A 17934-nucleotide genomic window follows, 5' to 3' on the forward strand; every position below is an offset into this window, starting at 1 on the left:
ACGATTACTGACTTTACAACCGTTAGTCGATAGTTTTACAGTCAGTAAATTGATTTAAAGGAGCGGGTTTTGCGACGCCATAGCCTTGGGCGAAGTCTACTCCCATCTTACCCAATTCAACCATGATATCTTTTGACTCTACGAATTCTGCAACAGTATGCATGGACATCGCTTTGGCTAAATCTTTCATAGAAACCACCATCGCCATGTCGACGGGGTCGACTAATAGATCTTTAACAAAGCTTCCGTCAATTTTAAGACAGTTTACCGGTAGGTTTTTTAAATAGCTGTAGGATGAAAAACCGCTGCCGAAATCATCTAGTGCAAAGGTACAGCCCTGTTTTTTAAACGCATTAATAAAGCGTAGGGTTTCTTCCATTTTGACGATTGCCATGCTTTCGGTTATTTCAAAACAAATCTTATGATGGGGGATTTGATAGTGCTCAAATGCCTGGGTGACATGTCGTTTAAGATCATTATCGGCTAAAGAATGGCCACTGAGATTAATATTACATTGATGCAGCTGAGAAAGGTGCTCAGGATGCTCAGATAACCATTTAAAGGTGTTTTTAATCACCCACTTATCTATTTCTATGGTTAAGTTGTATCGTTCTGCGGCCGGTAAAAATGCCGCTGGTGGCACTATTTGATCGTTCTCATCAAGCATCCGCAGCAGAATTTCATAATGGTGGCCGTCAGCGACCTTAGATAAAGGGTAATAGTGTTGGTAGTAGAGTTGAAATCGATTTTGTTCGAGGGCCAGGTTTATTTGAGACACCCACTTTAATTCTGACTCATAGCGTTGCATTTTTAAGTCTTCGCTGGAGTAAAGGTGTATTTGACTACGCCCTTGCTCTTTGGCAACGTAACAGGCTGCATCTGCCATGCTCATTAGTTGCTCTGGGGTTTCTATGTGTTCTTGCCATTTTGCCATGCCAATACTGATACCCATGGTAAAAATGCGATTGTCCCAGATGAACCTGAATTCTTTAACCGCATGCAACAACTGATTCGCTAATTCTGGGGCATTTTGGGCGTTTTCTGATTCTAAAATAACACCGAATTCATCTCCCCCTAACCGAGCTAGCAGACCTCTATTTAGCACCACATGATTTAAGGTTTGGGATAATTGTTTAATGAGTGCATCTCCGGCTTTGTGGCCACAGGTATCATTAACTATCTTGAATTGTTCAAGATCCATATAAAGTAGTGTGAGATCTTGTTTTAACTGTTTAGCGCGTCGAATTCCGTCTCGTAGTTTTTGTTCAAACTCTCTTCGATTATAAACACCGGTTAACGAATCGTGCGTGGCTAAATATTCTAAGCTGATGCTCGATTGTTTCTTTTCGGTGACATCAAAAATGGAACCAAAAAAGTATTTTTCATTTTCGGTACCGGTAAGTTGTACTGAAATACAGAACCAAAATTCACTGCCGTCTCTGCGAATGCCTTTAATTTCTTTGCCTAGGGCTTTCCCATTTTGAAAAATTTCTTCCATCAGCAGATCCCGTTCATGGGGATTCGCATAAAGTACAGAAGTGTCTTTAACCTCTGACAACATTTGACTTTCGTCACTGTATCCAAATAGTTGGCACATTGCAGGGTTGGTGGTTACCAACTTTCCATCTTGTGTTGAGGTATAGAGTCCTTCTGCGGAATTACGGAATAGATCATAAAATTGATGGAGGTTTTTAATGGCAGCTTGTTGTTGAACTTGTTTAACAAATGAGAGTGCTTTTTCGTGACTTTCAATGGCAACTGCAATTAGCAAGACGCCGGACATTACAATTAAAGATAATATTAATACGGTGTCGTTCTCTAAGGCTTTTCCAGATAAGTAATAACTTACTTCAGACATTAACGTTGCGCTAATAATTAACCAACCTAGGGCATATAGTCCATTCGGTGTCGCTTGTTTTCTATCATGGTAAATAAGGGCTAATAAAAGGTGGAGCAAAACCGCGGCGGCTGTTAACGCCGAACCTACCAATAATTGTAAGTAACTATTCAGCAGTGGTGCTATAACTAGCATTGAGATAGCCATTAAATAGGAAACATAACGCCAATAAAATGGAATGCGCAGCAGCAAAGCATGACAAACCTTTGCTGCAGAAAAGATGACAATTGCCACAATGACACAACTAATTTGTGACGTATAAGATCCTAGACCAGTGAATTGACTGACAATTCCCTGAATGTTTAAGAACAATAATAATAGGCCGGCATTAGTTACAGAAAACCAGAAGCGGATAGGGCTTCTAAGCAGTATGTAAGTGACTAAGAAGTAAAAAAATAGGATGGCCAGTGCGCCACCGACTACGCCAATAAACGCCAAATTAAATTGTTCTTTGGCAATAAACGCTGAGTCAGTCCACAGATCAATTGTATAAACCGAAGGGCCGTCATCTTGAATGCGTAAGTAAATATTAACACTCTGATTTGCGCCTAAAGATAGGGGGAGAACAAAATTTCTGTGGTTATAAGGGCGAGTGGATAAAGCGCGCTTTGCACCCACTAAATAGGTTTCTAAGAGTCGATTTTTATCGTCCAGAACATAGGCATCTAGATAGTCGATAGAAGGGTTACTAACCACTAACATATATTGTTGATCAATACTGTCTTGATGGACTAATGAAAAGCGCTGCCACAAGGCCTGATTATCAATTAATGGGGTTGTGTCAATGGCATTTGACCAGTCTTCTAATACTTGTACCTGGGATAATTGAGCGCGCCTGTTAGTGCGTTTCAGTTCGGTTTTACCGTTCACTAAAACATGTCCCACTTCTGCATCTAAGATGAGAGTTGGCATGGGATCTGTTTGTTGTGCAAAACCTACGAAGCTTAACAACAGCAAGCATAGGAGACCGACAATTTTCACGTTAAACAACCATACGAACTATTTTACCTTTAATCTGATACTAAAAATGAATGAGATGATTCTAGTATTTGAAACGTTATATTATTGAATTTTATCTAGTTTAGCTAATAGTTTAGACAAACTATCGAATTCAGCAAAGCCAGTAACTTCAATCCATATTGCCTCACAAGTAGCGTCATAACAAAGTAAAAATGTATCTTGTTCCAAAACAAACTGGATTTGTGCGCGGTCTGCCCCTTCGCTAATATCTGAAACTCTGGCGTCAATCTTATCTAACCAACCTTTTGCGTTTTCAATGGCTTCGGCTTGAGTTGGAAAAGATTCGCAAATCAAAATGATAGTTGACTCTGTTAATTGCCAACCATTGTGGTTTAACTTGAGCATGAGATTTCCATAGATTTTCCCCAGTCTGGCGGTGTTTGCGCGTAGTGTTCAAACTCAGGTTGTTCATCAAAGGGGTTAGAAAGCACTTTAAGTAAGCGCTTGCACTCTTCAAAGCTACCGTTTTCCGCCTCATTGATGGCGTTTTGTGCTAAGTAATTTCGCAGAATAAATTTCGGGTTAGCTTCTATCATGGTAACTAAACGTTCGTTTTTCGGTAAGGATTCTTCTGCCAAGCGGGCAATATAAGCCTGATACCAAACTTGGGCTTGTTCGCGGTCTATGAAATGATCTGTTAGTTTGCTTTGGCTTAAGTTTTCATCACAAAGTAAGCGGAAGCTTTGGGTGTAATCGCGCTTGTCTTGAGCAAGTAATGCAAGCCATTGATTAACCAACTTCATGTCATCGTTCGTGACTTTTTTGAATCCGAATTTTGCTCCCATCAATTCAGCATAGTGAATTTGTAAACGTGTTTCGTACTGGGTGAGGGCTTGTTTGATCTGCTCAATGGATAAATAAGGGGTAAACGCATGGGCTAATGCATTTAAATTCCACAATGCAACACCGGGTTGTTGATCAAAGGCATAGCGTCCATTGTGGTCGGAATGATTACAAATATATTCAGGATCAAATGTGTCTAAAAAGGCGTAGGGGCCGAAATCGAAAGTGATCCCGTGGATGGACATATTATCGGTATTCATGACCCCATGACAAAAACCAAAAGCTTGCCATTTGGCGATTAAGTCTGCAGTGCTCAGCACAATCTGTTCTAGCATAGAGTAATGGGGGTTTTCGTGGTTGATACTCCAGGGATAATGTTTCTGTAATGTGTAAGTAAAAAGTTTGTCGAGCTTATCTAGTTGTTTAGTTTGATAAAAGTATTCAAAATGGCCGAAACGAATGTGGCTTTGACAGGCTCTTATTAACATTGCGCCGGTTTCTGGTTGTTCACGATAGACGGTTTCTTTGCTGGCAATTAAACACAGGGCCCGTGAGGTTGGGATGCCTAAACTATGCAGAGCTTCACTTGCTAAATATTCTCGTATTGTTGACCTTAGTACCGCGCGTCCGTCGCCAAACCGTGAATAGGGGGTTTTACCTGCTCCTTTCAAATGTAGATCCCAAGACCCTTGCTTTTGGGTAACCACTTCAGCCAATAACACTCCCCTTCCGTCACCGAGATCTGGATTCCATCCGCCAAATTGATGGCCGCCGTATTTTTGCGCAACTGCGTTGAGATTGAAATAACCATCGGCTTTGAACAGGGCGTCAAATAGGGTCTCAGGTTGAGAAAATTCGTTCTTAAGTTCTATGTCTTCTGCTAATTGCTCGTTATATAATGCTAACACTGGCTCAAGTAACGGTGAAATTCGGACTTGGCTTACCATGTCGGATAGTTTTTGTGCGTATGAATGATCGAAATGCACGTTTGCGCCTTATTAGTATTAAATCAAAGTATAGTTTATCCTGACTATGGGTTATCTTGATACCCTTGTTCTGAAAAACGATTTTGGAACCCATATTCAATTATTGTGAGGTTAGTAACATGAATTTAAAACCTGTAGCACTTCTTGCTATGTTGCTTGCTGGTAGTGCCTTGTGTGCCCCTGCATTTGCTGGAGACGTAGAGAAAGGCAAAGCTAAATCTGCCACTTGCGCTGCGTGTCACGGTTCTAACGGAATTTCTATGATCCCCATGTACCCGAATTTAGCGGGCCAGAAAGAGCAATACTTAGTTTTGCAAATGAAAGCTTTTCGCAGTGGAGAGCGCAATAACATGGTAATGGCGCCCATGGCTAAAGGATTAAGCGATGAAGACATTGCTGATTTATCCGCTTATTTCGCAAGTTTGAACCCCGCAGGCTAGCTTATTGATGCCGCTTCAATGCAGGGGGAATGTTCCTCCTGTTTTATTGACATGGATTCTTCAATATATCGATCTTTTTCAAATACATAACGTATCTATTGAAATTAACCGAATAGAGATTTCTTATGATCGTTGTACATCACCTCAATAATTCCCGCTCCCAACGTATTTTGTGGTTGTTAGAGGAGCTTGAATTAGATTATCAGATTAAGCATTACAAGCGTGATGCGCAGACTAGTCTTGCGCCTTCCACCTTAAAATTAGTTCACCCTTTGGGTAAGTCTCCCATAATAACCGATGGTGACGTGACGGTCGCAGAATCAGGGGCAATTATAGAATATCTAATTGAGCGTTATGGTGCTCACTTGAAACCAAAAGCGGACTCTGAAGCCCTTAGGCAATACCAATATTGGTTACATTTTGCTGAAGGTACTTTGATGCCACCCATGGTTGCCAAACTGGTATTTGATAAGGTTCGCGCTAATGCTAAGCCCTTTTTTGTGAAAATGATTGCCAACAAAATTGCTGATAAGGTGATGGATGGTTATTACATGCCAATAATTTCAGCTAATTTAGAGTATGTGAATACTCACTTGCAAAATAACTTGTGGTTCGCGGGTGATGAGCTTTCCGGAGCTGACTTCCAAATGAGCTTTCCATTGGAAGCCAGTTATTCGAGAGGGGGTGGTAAGCAACACGCAGCCATTACTGCTTATGTGCAAAAAATCCATCGACGTGACGCCTACAAGCGAGCGTTGGACAAAGGTGGAGAGTACGCCTACGCCTAAATGTTGCTTGAATGTCGCTAACTAGCGTTGGTATGTTGGGATATCAGCGCTAAAAATCTTTCCCCATAACGTTCTAGTTTGGTATTCCCGACACCACTTATCTGTAAAAATTGAGATGGATTTTCGGGTAATGATTCCGCCATATCCGCTAAGCTTGCATCACTGAATACTACGAAAGGTGGTACTTCGTCTTGTTCCGCGATGGTTTTGCGTAAATGTTTTAATTTGGCAAACAATGCTCTGTCATAATACCGCTTATCATTTTTACTTGCCTTGGTTCTTTCTAGTGCGAGGCGAGGCACCGCTAGTGTCACTATCACTTCAGACTTTAATATGGGTCTGGCGGCTTCAGTGAGTTTTAAGTTCGCGTTTTGGGTGATATCGATTCTGATCAATCCTTGATGAATGAGTTGGCTTATAACATTATGCCAATAGGCTTCAGATTGATCTTTTCCTATTCCATGGGTCGGTAATTTGTCGTGTTGTTGTTCGACTATTCGTTTATGGCTTTTGCCACGCAACACGTCGATAACGTATTGCGTTGTAACAGTTTGACCTAGTCTAAATATGCATGAGAGTACTTTTTGTGCTTGAATGGTGCCGTCAAATCGTTTCGGTGGATCGATACAGATATCACAGTTGTTGCAATGGGCTCCGCTGTACTCTGAAAAATAATTGAGTAAGACTTGGCGTCGACAGGTTTGTGCGTCGGCAAAGGCTTCCATGGCCGCAAATTTTTGTAACTCCACATCGTGACGTTCAGTATTTTCACCCATACTGATCCATTGACGAATGCGAGCAGCGTCTTTTTCATCGTATAGCAATAAAGCTTCTGCTGGCATGCCATCGCGTCCGGCACGCCCAGTCTCCTGATAGTATGACTCTACACTGCGGGGTAAATCGAAATGCACTACATAACGGACATTGGACTTGTTAATACCCATTCCAAAAGCAACAGTAGCGACTATGACGTCAACATTATCTTGGATGAAATCACGTTGAATTTTATCGCGTATTTCTGGCTCTAAGCCGGCGTGGTATCCGGCACTATTGATGCCTTGTTTGGCTAATTTAAAGCTGAGTTCATCGACTTTCGCTCGACTATTGCAATAAACAATCCCGCTGCCTTCTTGGCTTTTTACATATTGAATGAGCTGTTCTACAGCTTTGTACTTGGAAAGCAGATTGTAGCGTATGTTGGGGCGGTCAAAGCTGCTTCTAAACACGAATGGGTTGTGCAAATTTAATTGTTGAGAGATATCGGCTCGGGTTGCGACGTCGGCAGTTGCGGTTAAGCCCATAACGGTGGTGTTGGGAAAGTGCTTTTTTAATTGACCTAGTAGTCGATAGTCTTGTCTGAAATCGTGTCCCCAGTGAGACACACAATGGGCTTCATCTACTGCAATTAAACTTAAATTTAGGGTGTGCAGGCGGTCGATAAATTCCAGTTGCATAAGTCTTTCGGGGGCAACGTAAAGTAACTTAAATTTACCGTCTTGCAGTTGTCGGTAGATATTAATTAACTGTTCTCGGGGAATAGACGAGTTAATGTAGGTTGCAGCAACGCCTGAGGCGGTCAATGCATCTACTTGGTCTTTCATTAAAGAAATAAGCGGCGATACAACAACGGTTAAGCCGGGCAGAAGCAACGAGGGAATTTGATAGCAAAGTGACTTTCCACCACCTGTGGGCATCAACACTAGGGAGTCACGTCCGTTCAAGACCTGATCGATGATTTGTAGTTGCCCATCCCTGAAATTGTCATAACCGAAAACATCTTTTAGCACTTTTATGGCTGGTGCTTCAAAATCTTGGTTCGTTAATGGGGCGCTAATGGCAGTAGACAAGTATCTTCCTCGTACGAATTAAAAATAGTGTTGAATTGAAATTAATAACGATGATTTTACTTAAAAAGCGCCTTGGGGTATACGCTATATAGATTAAATATAAATAGGTTCTACTATGATGCTGAATAACATAGATAAAACTAAACGTATGAGTACAGAAGCGCTATCTGAATTTGTAATGTACTTGTTTAGTGAGCAAATGCCATTTAATAAGCTACTTGGAATTAAAATAAATAAATTGGGCGTTGATGAAGTTGAGGTAAGGTTACCTTGGAATGATAAATTAATGGGGAATCCAATACACAAAATATTACACGGTGGAGTTACCGCTGCAATATTAGATACTGTGGGCGGTGTGATGGCTGTCTTGTATTCCATCAAGGATTTCGAAGAAATCAGCGTGCAAGAGTTTCAAAACTCGTTTTCTAATCTTGGCACTATCGATATGCGTGTTGATTACTTGCGACCAGGCAAAGGCGAAGAATTCATTGCTACGGCAAAGGTGATCCGCAAAGGCAAAAAAGTCGCAGTATGCCGCATGGAACTACATAATGAGACAGGCACTCATATCGCTTTTGGGACAGCCACTTATATGGTTGGATAGCATATGGGCTAATTTGGGTTTGTTTGAGACAGCCATAAAAGAAGACTGTCTCAAATTACCAAAATAAGACAGCCATTAAAGTGAATAAGATAAAAATCAGTGAAGACAATAATTGATAGATGTTTTTAGCGGTTAATGCAAACAAGGTTTGATTGTTTTTGTCATTGGAGGGAGTTGGTAAAGGTAGCCATTTTTTCAGTAAAAGTAGACTACTAAACTTGATAATTAAACTTATGCTTCTGAAATTGTTCAAGGGGTTATTGCTTTTGCCCCTTTCAATTTGGTGCGCCCTGTATTTCGCCTAAAGCACTCCATAGTCACAGACTCACCCGCAACAACGCCAAAAACATCTTCAAAATTATATGTAAGCTCTAACCAGGATTGTTCGTTAGTTACTAACGTTTTTAGTATTGATGGCGGTGCGGTTTTGCTTTTATTTAAAGATACAAATCTTTGAGCGCTAAAATGAATGAGTTTCAAATAGTCCTTCAAACTATATGGCAGCTCAATTTCTTGATGTTTCGATGGGCGATATTTAAATGGCATTAACGATGGAGGTTGATAGCCATGACGAAATGCACTCATTCGTCTTTTAATACTCGTATAATCTGAAGTTTCGGGGGAAGAGGCTACTTTGGCACGCATAGGATTTAAATCAACGTAAACCATACACGCTGCTAGGGCTTTTTCGTCCAATAGTGCTTGAGACTTAAATCTTCCTTCCCAAAAATGCCCTGTGCAATCGTCCTCTTGATTAGCTTGTCGAGCAATGGGCTCATTGAGCTCGCGCATAAACCAGCTAATATCGTATAAGCGTTTGCGATAGATGGAAATAGTATTAGCGATGGTTTCTAGTTGAAGATCAGAAAAATTGTCTGAATTTTCTAGTGTGAAAAATTGTTGAACGAGTTCTGTCGGCCTATGAATTTTCTGCCACCTTTCGAATACTTCAAAATCTGATAACGTTAATGCCTGGTCTTTAAATACGTGAAGAACCACATGGACATGGTTACTCATGACTGCATAAGCACATACATCAATGCAAAAAGCAGAGGCTAAGAGAAGTAATCTATCTTCTACCCATTGACGACGATGTTCGTAATTTTTTCCCGAATACTTATCTTCACCGCATAAAAACGCACGGCGAACGCAGCGAGATACACAATGGTAATACGGAGTATCTGCTAGACAGATTTGATGCTTCCTAGGCTGTGGCATAACTAGCTCCAAATTTATATATCCTTTTGAAGCATACCTCTCTATGGAATAAACACCAGTCTAGTTTAGGTAGAGTTTTTATGGCTGTCTTAAATTTATGGTGGTTAAACTAAATGGGTTAGTAAGTGCCTGTCCTGTCCACAAGTGCCTGTCCAAAATAGAATTCAACACTCAACGATATATGCCTGTCCAAAATAGAATTTTGTCCAAAATAGAATTTACAACATTAATTAGTAGATAGGTTATTAATCCTTGTTTTCTTCTTCGGATTGATTGGAAGATTTGATTTTTTGCGTTAAATTTTGAATTTGCAGTTTAAGAGAGTCCTTTTGGTTGTCATCAGCTGTTTTTAGTTGTTCGCTTAACTCAATTAACTGCGTTTTCAATTGTTCCAAAAGCTGTTCTTTTTGCTCTGCTTCTTCGGCTTTATCGAAAATCACCTGGTCTACTGAAGAATTATTACTTTCATTGCTAACTTGTTGTTTAGGCGGAATAATTTTGACCTCGTCAGGGATTTTTCGTTGATTCATAAAACTGGGTGACATAATTTCTATTGCGTTTTCATGGAGAACGTTCAAAACCTCACGGTTTAAGCGAGTTCTTGAGCTGATTAAACTCTTAACCTCTTCTAATTTTCCGCTGATTTTGTAAGTTACAGAGAAATCCCCTAACTCAACAATATGCACAAAAGGATCTGATAGTTCACAATTTGTTGCAGCTTGGATTAATAAGGGTTCAATTTTTGAGTTATGAATATCGTAACCAAGAGATAAGCTAGTTGAAATAATCGTTCCAGAAGTTCGGGTAACCGTAATGGGGTTTGTAATCATGAATGTGTTTGGTAATGCAACTAAATCCCTGACTTCTGTTTGGATTTCGGTATCTAACAGCCCTCGCTCAACAACTCTTCCAAAGTAGTCTCCTACTTGAACAAAGTCACCTGTTTTAAAAGGTTTTGTAATTCTTAGCATTATCCCCGCGAGTAAATTGGCAAAAATAGTACTTGAAGAAAAAGCAAAAATACCGGAGATGACTAAGCCAATTAAACCTATGATTTGATTTCGCGAACTTTCACTCACTGGCAAGGCAAATACTGTTGCCAATACAGCTACTAAGGTCAACCCAAGCATAATTAATTGGCTTGAAAAAAGCTTTTCGCTTCCCACATCGGTTTTTTTAACTATTAACAGGTAGTTAGCTAGCCAAAGTATAAGTGTCACAATTGAAAGTGTTATCAAAAGCGGTATAAAAGAGAGTGTTTGTTCTAACAATGAATCTTCTGAAAACATAAATTATTCCAGCATAAAAATAAGAACAGGTTAAATTCTAAACCCTAAATATGGCTCAAACATAGAGCGTAAATCTACCTTCGCTTTGAGTTTCATGGCTAACAAAAATAAACCTCCTAATTTGCGATGTAAAAAAATAGTATCTACAGGAGGCGTATGTACATAGCTTTTATCTAAACTCATTTGCGTGCCGATTGCTCGTAGTCTCTCTAGCAAATCGCTTTTTGCAAAGTCGTAAGTACCTGTTAAATAAAGTGGTTCGCAAGACAAGTAACACATTTCTGTTATATCGCCGCGGGTTTTATCTGACAGGGAAGTTGTCATTAAACCCAGTTCTAGGGCCTGACTTTCTATCCCTTTTTTATCGTTGTGATACCCAGCCTGCATCAATTTTAGATAATTACGGGCCATTGATTTGTTGTATTCTCGAGTTGCACCAAAATCCAGCAAAACAACTTTTTCTTCATGGCTGTCATACAAAAAGTTGGCAAAATTGGGGTCTGTTTGGACGAGTTGAAACTCAAACAATTCTTTGAAAAAAAGTGAGAAAAGAGCACTAGCAATACTATTGCGCAGTGATTGATTTGCGTCACAAAGAGCTTCGATTGGCTCGCCATCTAAAAATGTCATTGCTAGTACTGAATGGCTGCTTAATTCAGGAATCCAGTTAGGAATTAGAAATCGAGTATCACCCTCAATTAGCTTGGCATACCGCTGTAAACGTTGCCCTTCTAAAATGTAATTTGCTTCTTCATGTAATTGCGCTTTAGCTTCGGATAAAAGGGGGGCTATATCTATCCCCTTGGGCAGGAGGCCTGATAGTTTTATTAAACTAGCAACATTATCCACATCGCTGTCGATGCTTTCTTTAATACCTGGGTATTGGACCTTGATGGCCAACCTACGCAAATCGTTGTCAATCGCTTTATGAACTTGACCAATGGAAGCAGACGCTATGGGTTTTATCTGGAACTGAATGAATTTTTCTTGCCAACTACTTCCCCAATGAGATTGCAAGACAGTTATTAATTCTACTTGTGGCATAGATTTGGCGTCTGACCTTAAACGAGCTAGCAAATCTGTTAACTCTTTAGGCAGTACATCGCCAGCATCCATTGAAACTAATTGTCCAACTTTCATAGCTGCGCCACGCATTTGCGCGAGCTGATCAGCAACCCTTTTCATGTTTTTGGGGGTTAGAAGCAAGTCTTTTACTTTTGGTCGATTGCCCTTAGCTAGTTCAGAAACACCTTCTGAAATCATGTTTCCTGCTATTCTTGATGCCAAACTTCCCATCTTAGCGAATCGGGAAGCTCGACTTTTCGGTATTTTTGCTTCGTCTGTGGGGTGTTTCTTTGTCATAAGGGCTAATTTTTAAGACTTGGGTAGCGTTCGGATAACTCAGTTTCGAAGGTTACACAAGCAGGTGTTTGACCGGCATTTTCAATCTCTTCACAACTTAGTTTCGTTATTGAATCGATACATGCTATCGCTGAGTCTTCATACTCTGCGTTCCCTTTTACTGCGTTTACATCCATCATACTTTTACACATATTGTCTACCATGCCATCTACCATCGCGCGCATTTCAGGCGGAACCTCATCTGATGCCACCATTTTTTCTTTCACACAAACTTTTATGTGATCGCATAAACGTATTGAAGCCTCTTCAATATTTTCAGCAAAGGTTACAGAAGGCAGCATAGTTGAAAAAAAAGTTATCAATGTAATTGAACGCAGCATAATAGATCCTTGTTGTTTAACGATATAAGCAAAGCTATTGTAGGACATCCATCGTTGGACAGGCATATTAGTCACCAACTGATTTTGCGATAAACGTAAAACCATGCCTGTCTCAAATATACATCTCAAACATGCCTGTCCAAGATGGAATTAACATGCCTGTCCAAGGTGGAATTTACTACCTCCCACGTTGATGTTTTGGGATGCCTGTCCAAGTTATGAATTCAAAATAGAACAAATTGACGAGAAAGTCAGCAAAGGGTTTCAAATTGCTTGAGATTTAGTTGCAATAACTTGGAGTAACATGGGGTATAATTGTGAAAAGTGTTTTGTTTAGGAGAAGTTATGAGAATTTGTGGTGTTGAACTTAAAGGTAGTGAAGCCAATTTGTGTTTGTTGTCTTTGGAGAATGACGTGTTTCATATTCCAGATTGCCGTGCGCGCAAATTAACCTACTCCAAACAGGATTCAACCGAAGACGTAAGAGAATTTCAATTTGCCTTTAAAAAATTGATGGAAGACTACAAAATCGATGCGGTCGTTATCCGTGAACGTCCTACTAAAGGTAAGTTCGCGGGCAGCGCCACTGGCTTTAAAATGGAAGCGGCAATTCAGTTAATTGACGGATTAAAAGTCGAGGTTTTGACCCCTACATTTATTAAAGAGATTATAAAGCGTAACCCTATTCCAGTACTTTTTTCGGAAACTGGTTTAAAAATGTTTCAAGAAGTGGCGTTTACCACTGCTTTTGCCTACTTGATGAAAGAAAAGTACGGAATGGAACAGCAACCTCCAGCATAAACGTCTTGGATATTTTGCTTGTAATCGAGCAATAGGATTCCCTTTTAGTCAGTTTGTAATGGATATTTGATAGGTTTAGAGAGGATATTAAGGATGCTCTCTTGGTTATGAAATCTTAAAAAGTCACTCTTTCGTTCATATTTTCTGGTTGTTGTCATTTCATGTCTGATAAATCTCTCAAAATAGGCGTCGCTCTTGCTGTCGCAGCATACGCCATGTGGGGCTTTGCCCCTTTATATTTCAAGCTTTTGATGGTGATGCCTGCGGCAGAGATTTTGGTACACAGAGTCGTATGGTCAGCTTTGCTATTAGTTATTTTAGTGTTTGGATTTAAACAGATAGCTAAGGTTAAATCTGCATTGAAGAACCCGAAAGTCATAAAGGTATTGTTATTTTCTGGGGTACTGCTGGCTGGCAATTGGCTGTTATTCATTTGGGCTGTAAATAATGGGCATCTACTCGATGCAAGCTTAGGTTATTATATCAATCCCTTGCTCAATGTTTTTCTGGGTAGAATATTTTTAGCTGAACGATTACGCAGAATGCAAAAAGTTGCTGTGATAATTGCACTTTTGGGTGTATTGATTCTGCTATTTTCCTATGGTGAATTACCCTGGATCGCACTCCTTCTGGCCTCTAGTTTTGGAATTTACGGTCTTCTTCGAAAACAGGTTGCAGTGGATTCCCTGCCTGGTTTATTAATCGAAACTATGATGATGTTGCCATTTGCGTTCTTATATTGGATATTTTTTGCATCACAAATGAGCAATATGTTTAGTAATGAAATGGCCCTAAATGGGTTATTGATTGGCGCTGGAATTATCACCACAGCCCCATTGTTATGCTTTACAGGCGCGGCTCGACGCATACGCTATTCAACTTTAGGTTTTTTTCAGTATATCGGGCCCAGCATCATGTTTATCTTGGCTGTCTATTTGTTTGGAGAGCCTTTGCATGAAGCTCGTATGGTGACTTTTGGGTTTGTTTGGTTAGCTCTAGTAATTTTTAGTTTCGATTCTTATCGAGCCTATCGAAAGTCGTTAAAGTCATTGGGTGTCTAACTTTTATTTTAATTTTGTCGCTGTATCACCAATCACTCTATTCCGTCCTTGGGCTTTAGCGCTATACAGGTGTTCATCTGCTATCGTTAGCATTGATTCTATCTTTTTATTGGCACGACTGGTAACCCCAATGCTGAGGGTACAGGAGTGACTTATCCCTTTGCTTTTGATGATCTTTTTACTCACCGCATCTCTAAATGCATCTAGCAGCTTTATTGCTTGCCCATGATCAACTTCTGCCATAAAAATACAAAACTCTTCACCACCGAAACGTGAATAATGAAAAGGTGAAAAATGTCGAACAATCATCTTCGACACCTCTTTCAAAACCACATCTCCATAGTCATGGCCAAAGGAATCGTTGATTAACTTAAAATTATCTAAGTCTATTAATGCCAATGACATAGGTGCCTGTTCACGTTGTAAGCTATGGCTCACTTTGTTGAAAAAATGACGTCGGTTAGGTAGTCCGGTTAAATAATCCGAATTGGCAGCTCGCCGAATGGCCTCTATTTGCTCTATATGTTCTACGTTTTGAACTATGCGGCAAAAAAACTCTTCATGACAATAGGGTTTGCGCAGAAAGTCATTAGCTCCACTTTTGATAAACTGAGCAAATAAGGATGAACTTGTATTAGTCGATAAACCAATAATGCTCAATTGGTCTTTGTCGTAACGTTTTCTCGCTTCAGAGACTAATTCCAATCCCGACGAATCTGCCAACTCTTCTTCAACTAACATTAATTTTATAAGTGGGTGTCTCATTAGAAGGTCGAGGGCTTGTTTGGCGCTTGAGGTGTCATAGGTGATGAAATTGTGGCGTGCTAATAAGGACGATTGAATTCCACGATTGTGCCTAGATTTATCCACCACCAATACGCCAATTTGTTTGTTTTTTTCTAATCTGATTAATAATCGGCTTAGGTATTCGAACATTTGTGCATTTTGTTTTGGAATATAGTCAACAACCGATTTTGCTAATATATTCTCACGTATATCCTCTTCAACTTCGCTGGTGATGACGATGGTAGGGATGAATGCACTAATGGTATAGTTTATTGCCTGTCCATGGGGGGCGTCGGGAAGACAATAACCAACAACCGCACATAGGTATAATTCTGGAGAGGTGGTTTCGAAAATGACTTTGGCTTGAGCCAAGGTGTTAGCTAACACAACATCTAAGTTTGCTTTACCAATGACGCGCTTAAGTACGCGCACGCTCGACTCATTATCTTCTATTAATAGGACTTTAAATCTCATTGGCCATTCAGCTAGTTTTAAATTTTTTCTAATTTGGCATAAGCCAACATTAGCCACTTTGTGCCTATGTTGTCAAAATTCACTTCAACACGCGCATGTTCGCCACTTCCTTCGTAATTTAATACAGTCCCTTCTTGAAATTTACTGTGTTTTACCCGTTGTCCCAATTGGAAACCTGTGGATTCGAATGCCATATGGGATGTGGCCGGTTGAAAACGGTTTTGGACAGGTCGACTCACCGTTGTGCGCAGACGCACTTCTTCAATGCATTCACTAGGGATTTCTTTGATAAAGCGGGATGGCGTATGGTATTTGTCTTGACCGTATAATCGCCTCGATTCAGCGTAAGTCATGTATAGTTTTTGCATTGCACGGGTCATACCCACGTAACACAATCTGCGTTCCTCTTCCAAGCGACCAGGCTCTTCATGACTCATTTGACTTGGGAACATGCCTTCTTCAACTCCAGCCATAAATACTAAGGGAAACTCCAACCCTTTAGCGGAGTGTATAGTCATCATTTGTACCGCATCTTGGTGAGCGTCAGCTTGTGATTCCCCGGCTTCTAACGACGCATGAGCTAGGAAGGCCGACAGAGGCGTCATATTTTCCGCTTCTTCAGGAGCTTCGAATTGTTTACAAGCCGTCACAAGTTCCTCGAGGTTTTCAATGCGAGCCTGGGCTTTCTCGCCTTTTTCAGCTTGATACATGGCAAATAAACCTGAGTTTTTGATCACGTGATCTGCTTGTTGGTCTAATTCCAACTCTTGCACCTCAACTTGCAACTTCAATATTAGTTCCACGAAACGTTGCAAGGCTGTTGCCGCTCTGCCGGAAAAGCGTTTCTCACGAAGCATATCGTTTGTTGCTTGCCACATAGATAATTCTTCGTTTCTTGCAGTTTCTCGCACTAAACTTAGGGTTTTATCACCAATTCCTCGAGTGGGGGTGTTCACTACTCGTTCATAGGCGGCATCATCTATGGGTTGATTAATCAATCGCAAATACGCCAATGCATCTTTGATCTCTTGTCTTTCGAAGAAACGTAAACCACCATAAATTCGATAGGCCACGGATTCTTGTAACAGTGCTTCTTCCAAAACCCGAGATTGGGCGTTGTTACGGTACAAAATGGCGCAATCAGCTAATGCATCACCTTTGTCGCTCCACTCTTTAATGCGAGCCACAATAAATCGCGCTTCGTCAAGCTCATTGAAACCTGCATACATGGAGATAGCTTCGCCTTCGGCACCGTCAGTCCACAAATCTTTGCCCAAACGTCCTTGGTTATTGTCGATAACTGCATTGGCGGCTTTAAGAATATTGCCAGTAGAGCGGTAATTCTGTTCAAGTCTTATGGTCTTTGCCGAGGGGAAGTCTCGTAAAAAGTGCTGAATATTTTCTACATTCGCGCCACGCCATCCGTATATTGATTGATCGTCATCTCCCACAATCATCATATTGTTATCTGCACTACTTAATAGGCGTAACCATGCGTACTGAATATTGTTGGTATCTTGAAATTCATCCACCAAGATTGTGCGGAAGCGAGTTTGATAATGTTTGAGTACATCTGGGTTATTTAGCCACAATTCGTGGGCGCGTAACAGCAATTCGGCGAAGTCTACTAAACCTGAGCGATCACAAGTTTGCTGATAAGTTTGATAAATATCTTTCATGGTTTGTTTGGTGGGATCACCTTGAGTATCTATGTGCTCTGGACGTAATCCTTCGTCTTTATTACCGTTTATGTACCACTGAATAGATTTTGGTTGCCAATTTTTTTCATCTAAATTCAGAGACTTAATCACACGACGGACTAAACGATATTGGTCATCGGAATCTAGTATTTGGAAGTTTTCTGGTAAACGAGCTTCTTTGAAATGGGTTCTAAGCAATCGATGGGCAAGACCGTGGAATGTGCCAATCCACATGGTGTGCAACCCTGAGCCCATCAGACGTTCAACTCGACCTCGCATTTCTTTGGCCGCTTTATTGGTAAAGGTCACAGCAAGAATGCTAAAAGGCGCCAGTTGTTCAACTTCCATTAACCAAGCGATACGGTGCACAAGCACTCGAGTTTTGCCACTTCCGGCACCGGCAAGGACCAACATATCAGAAGAAGGGGCTGCCACTACTTCACGTTGTTTGTCGTTAAGTTGGTCTAAAAGTCGAGATACATCCATAACAAGCTTATT

Annotated in this window: 15 protein-coding genes; 5 read left to right on the plus strand and 10 right to left on the minus strand. The window is 40.6% G+C overall.

The window, feature by feature from the left end; translation table 11 throughout:
• Positions 1 to 22: 22 nt before the first annotated feature.
• From ACYVIL_RS04370 to ACYVIL_RS04380, 3 genes are all read right to left on the minus strand, one after another.
• Positions 23 to 2878: an EAL domain-containing protein gene (locus tag ACYVIL_RS04370; protein WP_460311708.1), complete on the minus strand. Its 2856-nt coding sequence runs from the start codon at positions 2876 to 2878 to the stop codon at positions 23 to 25.
• Between the two features lie 81 nt (positions 2879 to 2959).
• Complete coding sequence (locus ACYVIL_RS04375; protein WP_460311709.1) at positions 2960 to 3262, minus strand: DUF3630 family protein; 303 nt, start codon at positions 3260 to 3262, stop codon at positions 2960 to 2962.
• Positions 3250 to 4686 carry a protein adenylyltransferase SelO gene (locus tag ACYVIL_RS04380; RefSeq protein ID WP_460311711.1) on the minus strand — a complete coding sequence of 479 codons (1437 nt, stop codon included), beginning with the start codon at positions 4684 to 4686 and terminating at the stop codon, positions 3250 to 3252. Before ACYVIL_RS04380 ends, ACYVIL_RS04375 begins: the two co-directional genes overlap by 13 nt.
• A 149-nt stretch (positions 4687 to 4835) precedes the next feature.
• Between ACYVIL_RS04380 and ACYVIL_RS04385 the strand changes: the two genes are divergently transcribed.
• Both ACYVIL_RS04385 and ACYVIL_RS04390 read left to right on the plus strand, forming a co-directional pair.
• Positions 4836 to 5126 carry a c-type cytochrome gene (locus ACYVIL_RS04385; protein WP_460311795.1) on the plus strand — a complete coding sequence of 97 codons (291 nt, stop codon included), beginning with the start codon at positions 4836 to 4838 and terminating at the stop codon, positions 5124 to 5126.
• Between the two features lie 125 nt (positions 5127 to 5251).
• Positions 5252 to 5914: a glutathione S-transferase gene (locus tag ACYVIL_RS04390; RefSeq protein WP_460311712.1), complete on the plus strand. Its 663-nt coding sequence runs from the start codon at positions 5252 to 5254 to the stop codon at positions 5912 to 5914.
• Between the two features lie 17 nt (positions 5915 to 5931).
• On the opposite strand, the gene recQ is transcribed toward ACYVIL_RS04390, so the two are convergent.
• Complete coding sequence (recQ, locus tag ACYVIL_RS04395; RefSeq protein WP_460311713.1) at positions 5932 to 7761, minus strand: DNA helicase RecQ; 1830 nt, start codon at positions 7759 to 7761, stop codon at positions 5932 to 5934.
• A 115-nt stretch (positions 7762 to 7876) separates the two neighbouring features.
• Between recQ and ACYVIL_RS04400 the strand changes: the two genes are divergently transcribed.
• A complete protein-coding gene (locus ACYVIL_RS04400) occupies positions 7877 to 8365 on the plus strand; it encodes a thioesterase family protein (RefSeq protein ID WP_460311714.1) in 489 nt (162 codons plus the stop codon).
• A gap of 249 nt (positions 8366 to 8614) precedes the next feature.
• Here ACYVIL_RS04400 and ACYVIL_RS04405 read toward each other — a convergent pair whose 3' ends face one another.
• The 4 genes from ACYVIL_RS04405 to ACYVIL_RS04420 all read right to left on the minus strand — a co-directional run bounded on the left by ACYVIL_RS04405 (position 8615) and on the right by ACYVIL_RS04420 (position 12680).
• A complete protein-coding gene (locus ACYVIL_RS04405; RefSeq protein ID WP_460311715.1) occupies positions 8615 to 9583 on the minus strand; it encodes a transposase in 969 nt (322 codons plus the stop codon).
• A gap of 245 nt (positions 9584 to 9828) precedes the next feature.
• Positions 9829 to 10872 carry a mechanosensitive ion channel family protein gene (locus tag ACYVIL_RS04410; protein WP_460311716.1) on the minus strand — a complete coding sequence of 348 codons (1044 nt, stop codon included), beginning with the start codon at positions 10870 to 10872 and terminating at the stop codon, positions 9829 to 9831.
• 30 nt (positions 10873 to 10902) lie between these two features.
• Positions 10903 to 12234, minus strand: coding sequence for an ABC1 kinase family protein (locus tag ACYVIL_RS04415; protein WP_460311717.1), 1332 nt, complete (start codon positions 12232 to 12234; stop codon positions 10903 to 10905).
• Between the two features lie 5 nt (positions 12235 to 12239).
• Positions 12240 to 12680, minus strand: a complete 441-nt coding sequence (locus ACYVIL_RS04420; RefSeq protein WP_460311718.1) for a hypothetical protein — start codon at positions 12678 to 12680, stop codon at positions 12240 to 12242.
• Between the two features lie 279 nt (positions 12681 to 12959).
• Between ACYVIL_RS04420 and ACYVIL_RS04425 the strand changes: the two genes are divergently transcribed.
• The gene (locus ACYVIL_RS04425) at positions 12960 to 13415 is read left to right on the plus strand and encodes a DUF3010 family protein (protein ID WP_460311719.1); all 456 of its coding nucleotides are present in this window, start codon (positions 12960 to 12962) and stop codon (positions 13413 to 13415) included.
• 161 nt (positions 13416 to 13576) lie between these two features.
• On the plus strand, positions 13577 to 14476 hold the full coding sequence (gene rarD, locus ACYVIL_RS04430) for an EamA family transporter RarD (protein WP_460311720.1): 900 nt from the start codon (positions 13577 to 13579) through the stop codon (positions 14474 to 14476).
• A gap of 3 nt (positions 14477 to 14479) precedes the next feature.
• Here the strand turns inward: rarD and ACYVIL_RS04435 are convergent, their stop codons facing one another.
• Positions 14480 to 15736 (minus strand): GGDEF domain-containing response regulator, encoded by a 1257-nt coding sequence (locus ACYVIL_RS04435; protein WP_460311721.1) that lies wholly within the window; start codon positions 15734 to 15736, stop codon positions 14480 to 14482.
• A gap of 17 nt (positions 15737 to 15753) precedes the next feature.
• Entirely contained in the window at positions 15754 to 17922 is a 2169-nt protein-coding gene (gene uvrD, locus ACYVIL_RS04440; RefSeq protein WP_460311722.1) for a DNA helicase II, read from the minus strand.
• Positions 17923 to 17934 lie beyond the last annotated feature (12 nt).

Source organism: Aliiglaciecola aliphaticivorans (assembly GCF_054782055.1).

Excerpts from the sequence above, each read along its gene's own strand:
- ACYVIL_RS04375 (WP_460311709.1), bottom strand. The coding sequence starts at position 3,262 with ATGCTCAAGTTAAACCACAATGGTTGGCAATTAACAGAGTCAACTATC.
- ACYVIL_RS04385 (WP_460311795.1), top strand. The coding sequence starts at position 4,836 with ATGTTGCTTGCTGGTAGTGCCTTGTGTGCCCCTGCATTTGCTGGAGAC.
- ACYVIL_RS04390 (WP_460311712.1), top strand. The coding sequence starts at position 5,252 with ATGATCGTTGTACATCACCTCAATAATTCCCGCTCCCAACGTATTTTG.
- ACYVIL_RS04400 (WP_460311714.1), top strand. The coding sequence starts at position 7,877 with ATGATGCTGAATAACATAGATAAAACTAAACGTATGAGTACAGAAGCG.
- ACYVIL_RS04405 (WP_460311715.1), bottom strand. The coding sequence starts at position 9,583 with ATGCCACAGCCTAGGAAGCATCAAATCTGTCTAGCAGATACTCCGTAT.
- ACYVIL_RS04410 (WP_460311716.1), bottom strand. The coding sequence starts at position 10,872 with ATGTTTTCAGAAGATTCATTGTTAGAACAAACACTCTCTTTTATACCG.
- ACYVIL_RS04415 (WP_460311717.1), bottom strand. The coding sequence starts at position 12,234 with ATGACAAAGAAACACCCCACAGACGAAGCAAAAATACCGAAAAGTCGA.
- ACYVIL_RS04420 (WP_460311718.1), bottom strand. The coding sequence starts at position 12,680 with ATGCCTGTCCAACGATGGATGTCCTACAATAGCTTTGCTTATATCGTT.
- ACYVIL_RS04425 (WP_460311719.1), top strand. The coding sequence starts at position 12,960 with ATGAGAATTTGTGGTGTTGAACTTAAAGGTAGTGAAGCCAATTTGTGT.
- rarD (WP_460311720.1), top strand. The coding sequence starts at position 13,577 with ATGTCTGATAAATCTCTCAAAATAGGCGTCGCTCTTGCTGTCGCAGCA.
- ACYVIL_RS04435 (WP_460311721.1), bottom strand. The coding sequence starts at position 15,736 with ATGAGATTTAAAGTCCTATTAATAGAAGATAATGAGTCGAGCGTGCGC.
- uvrD (WP_460311722.1), bottom strand. The coding sequence starts at position 17,922 with ATGGATGTATCTCGACTTTTAGACCAACTTAACGACAAACAACGTGAA.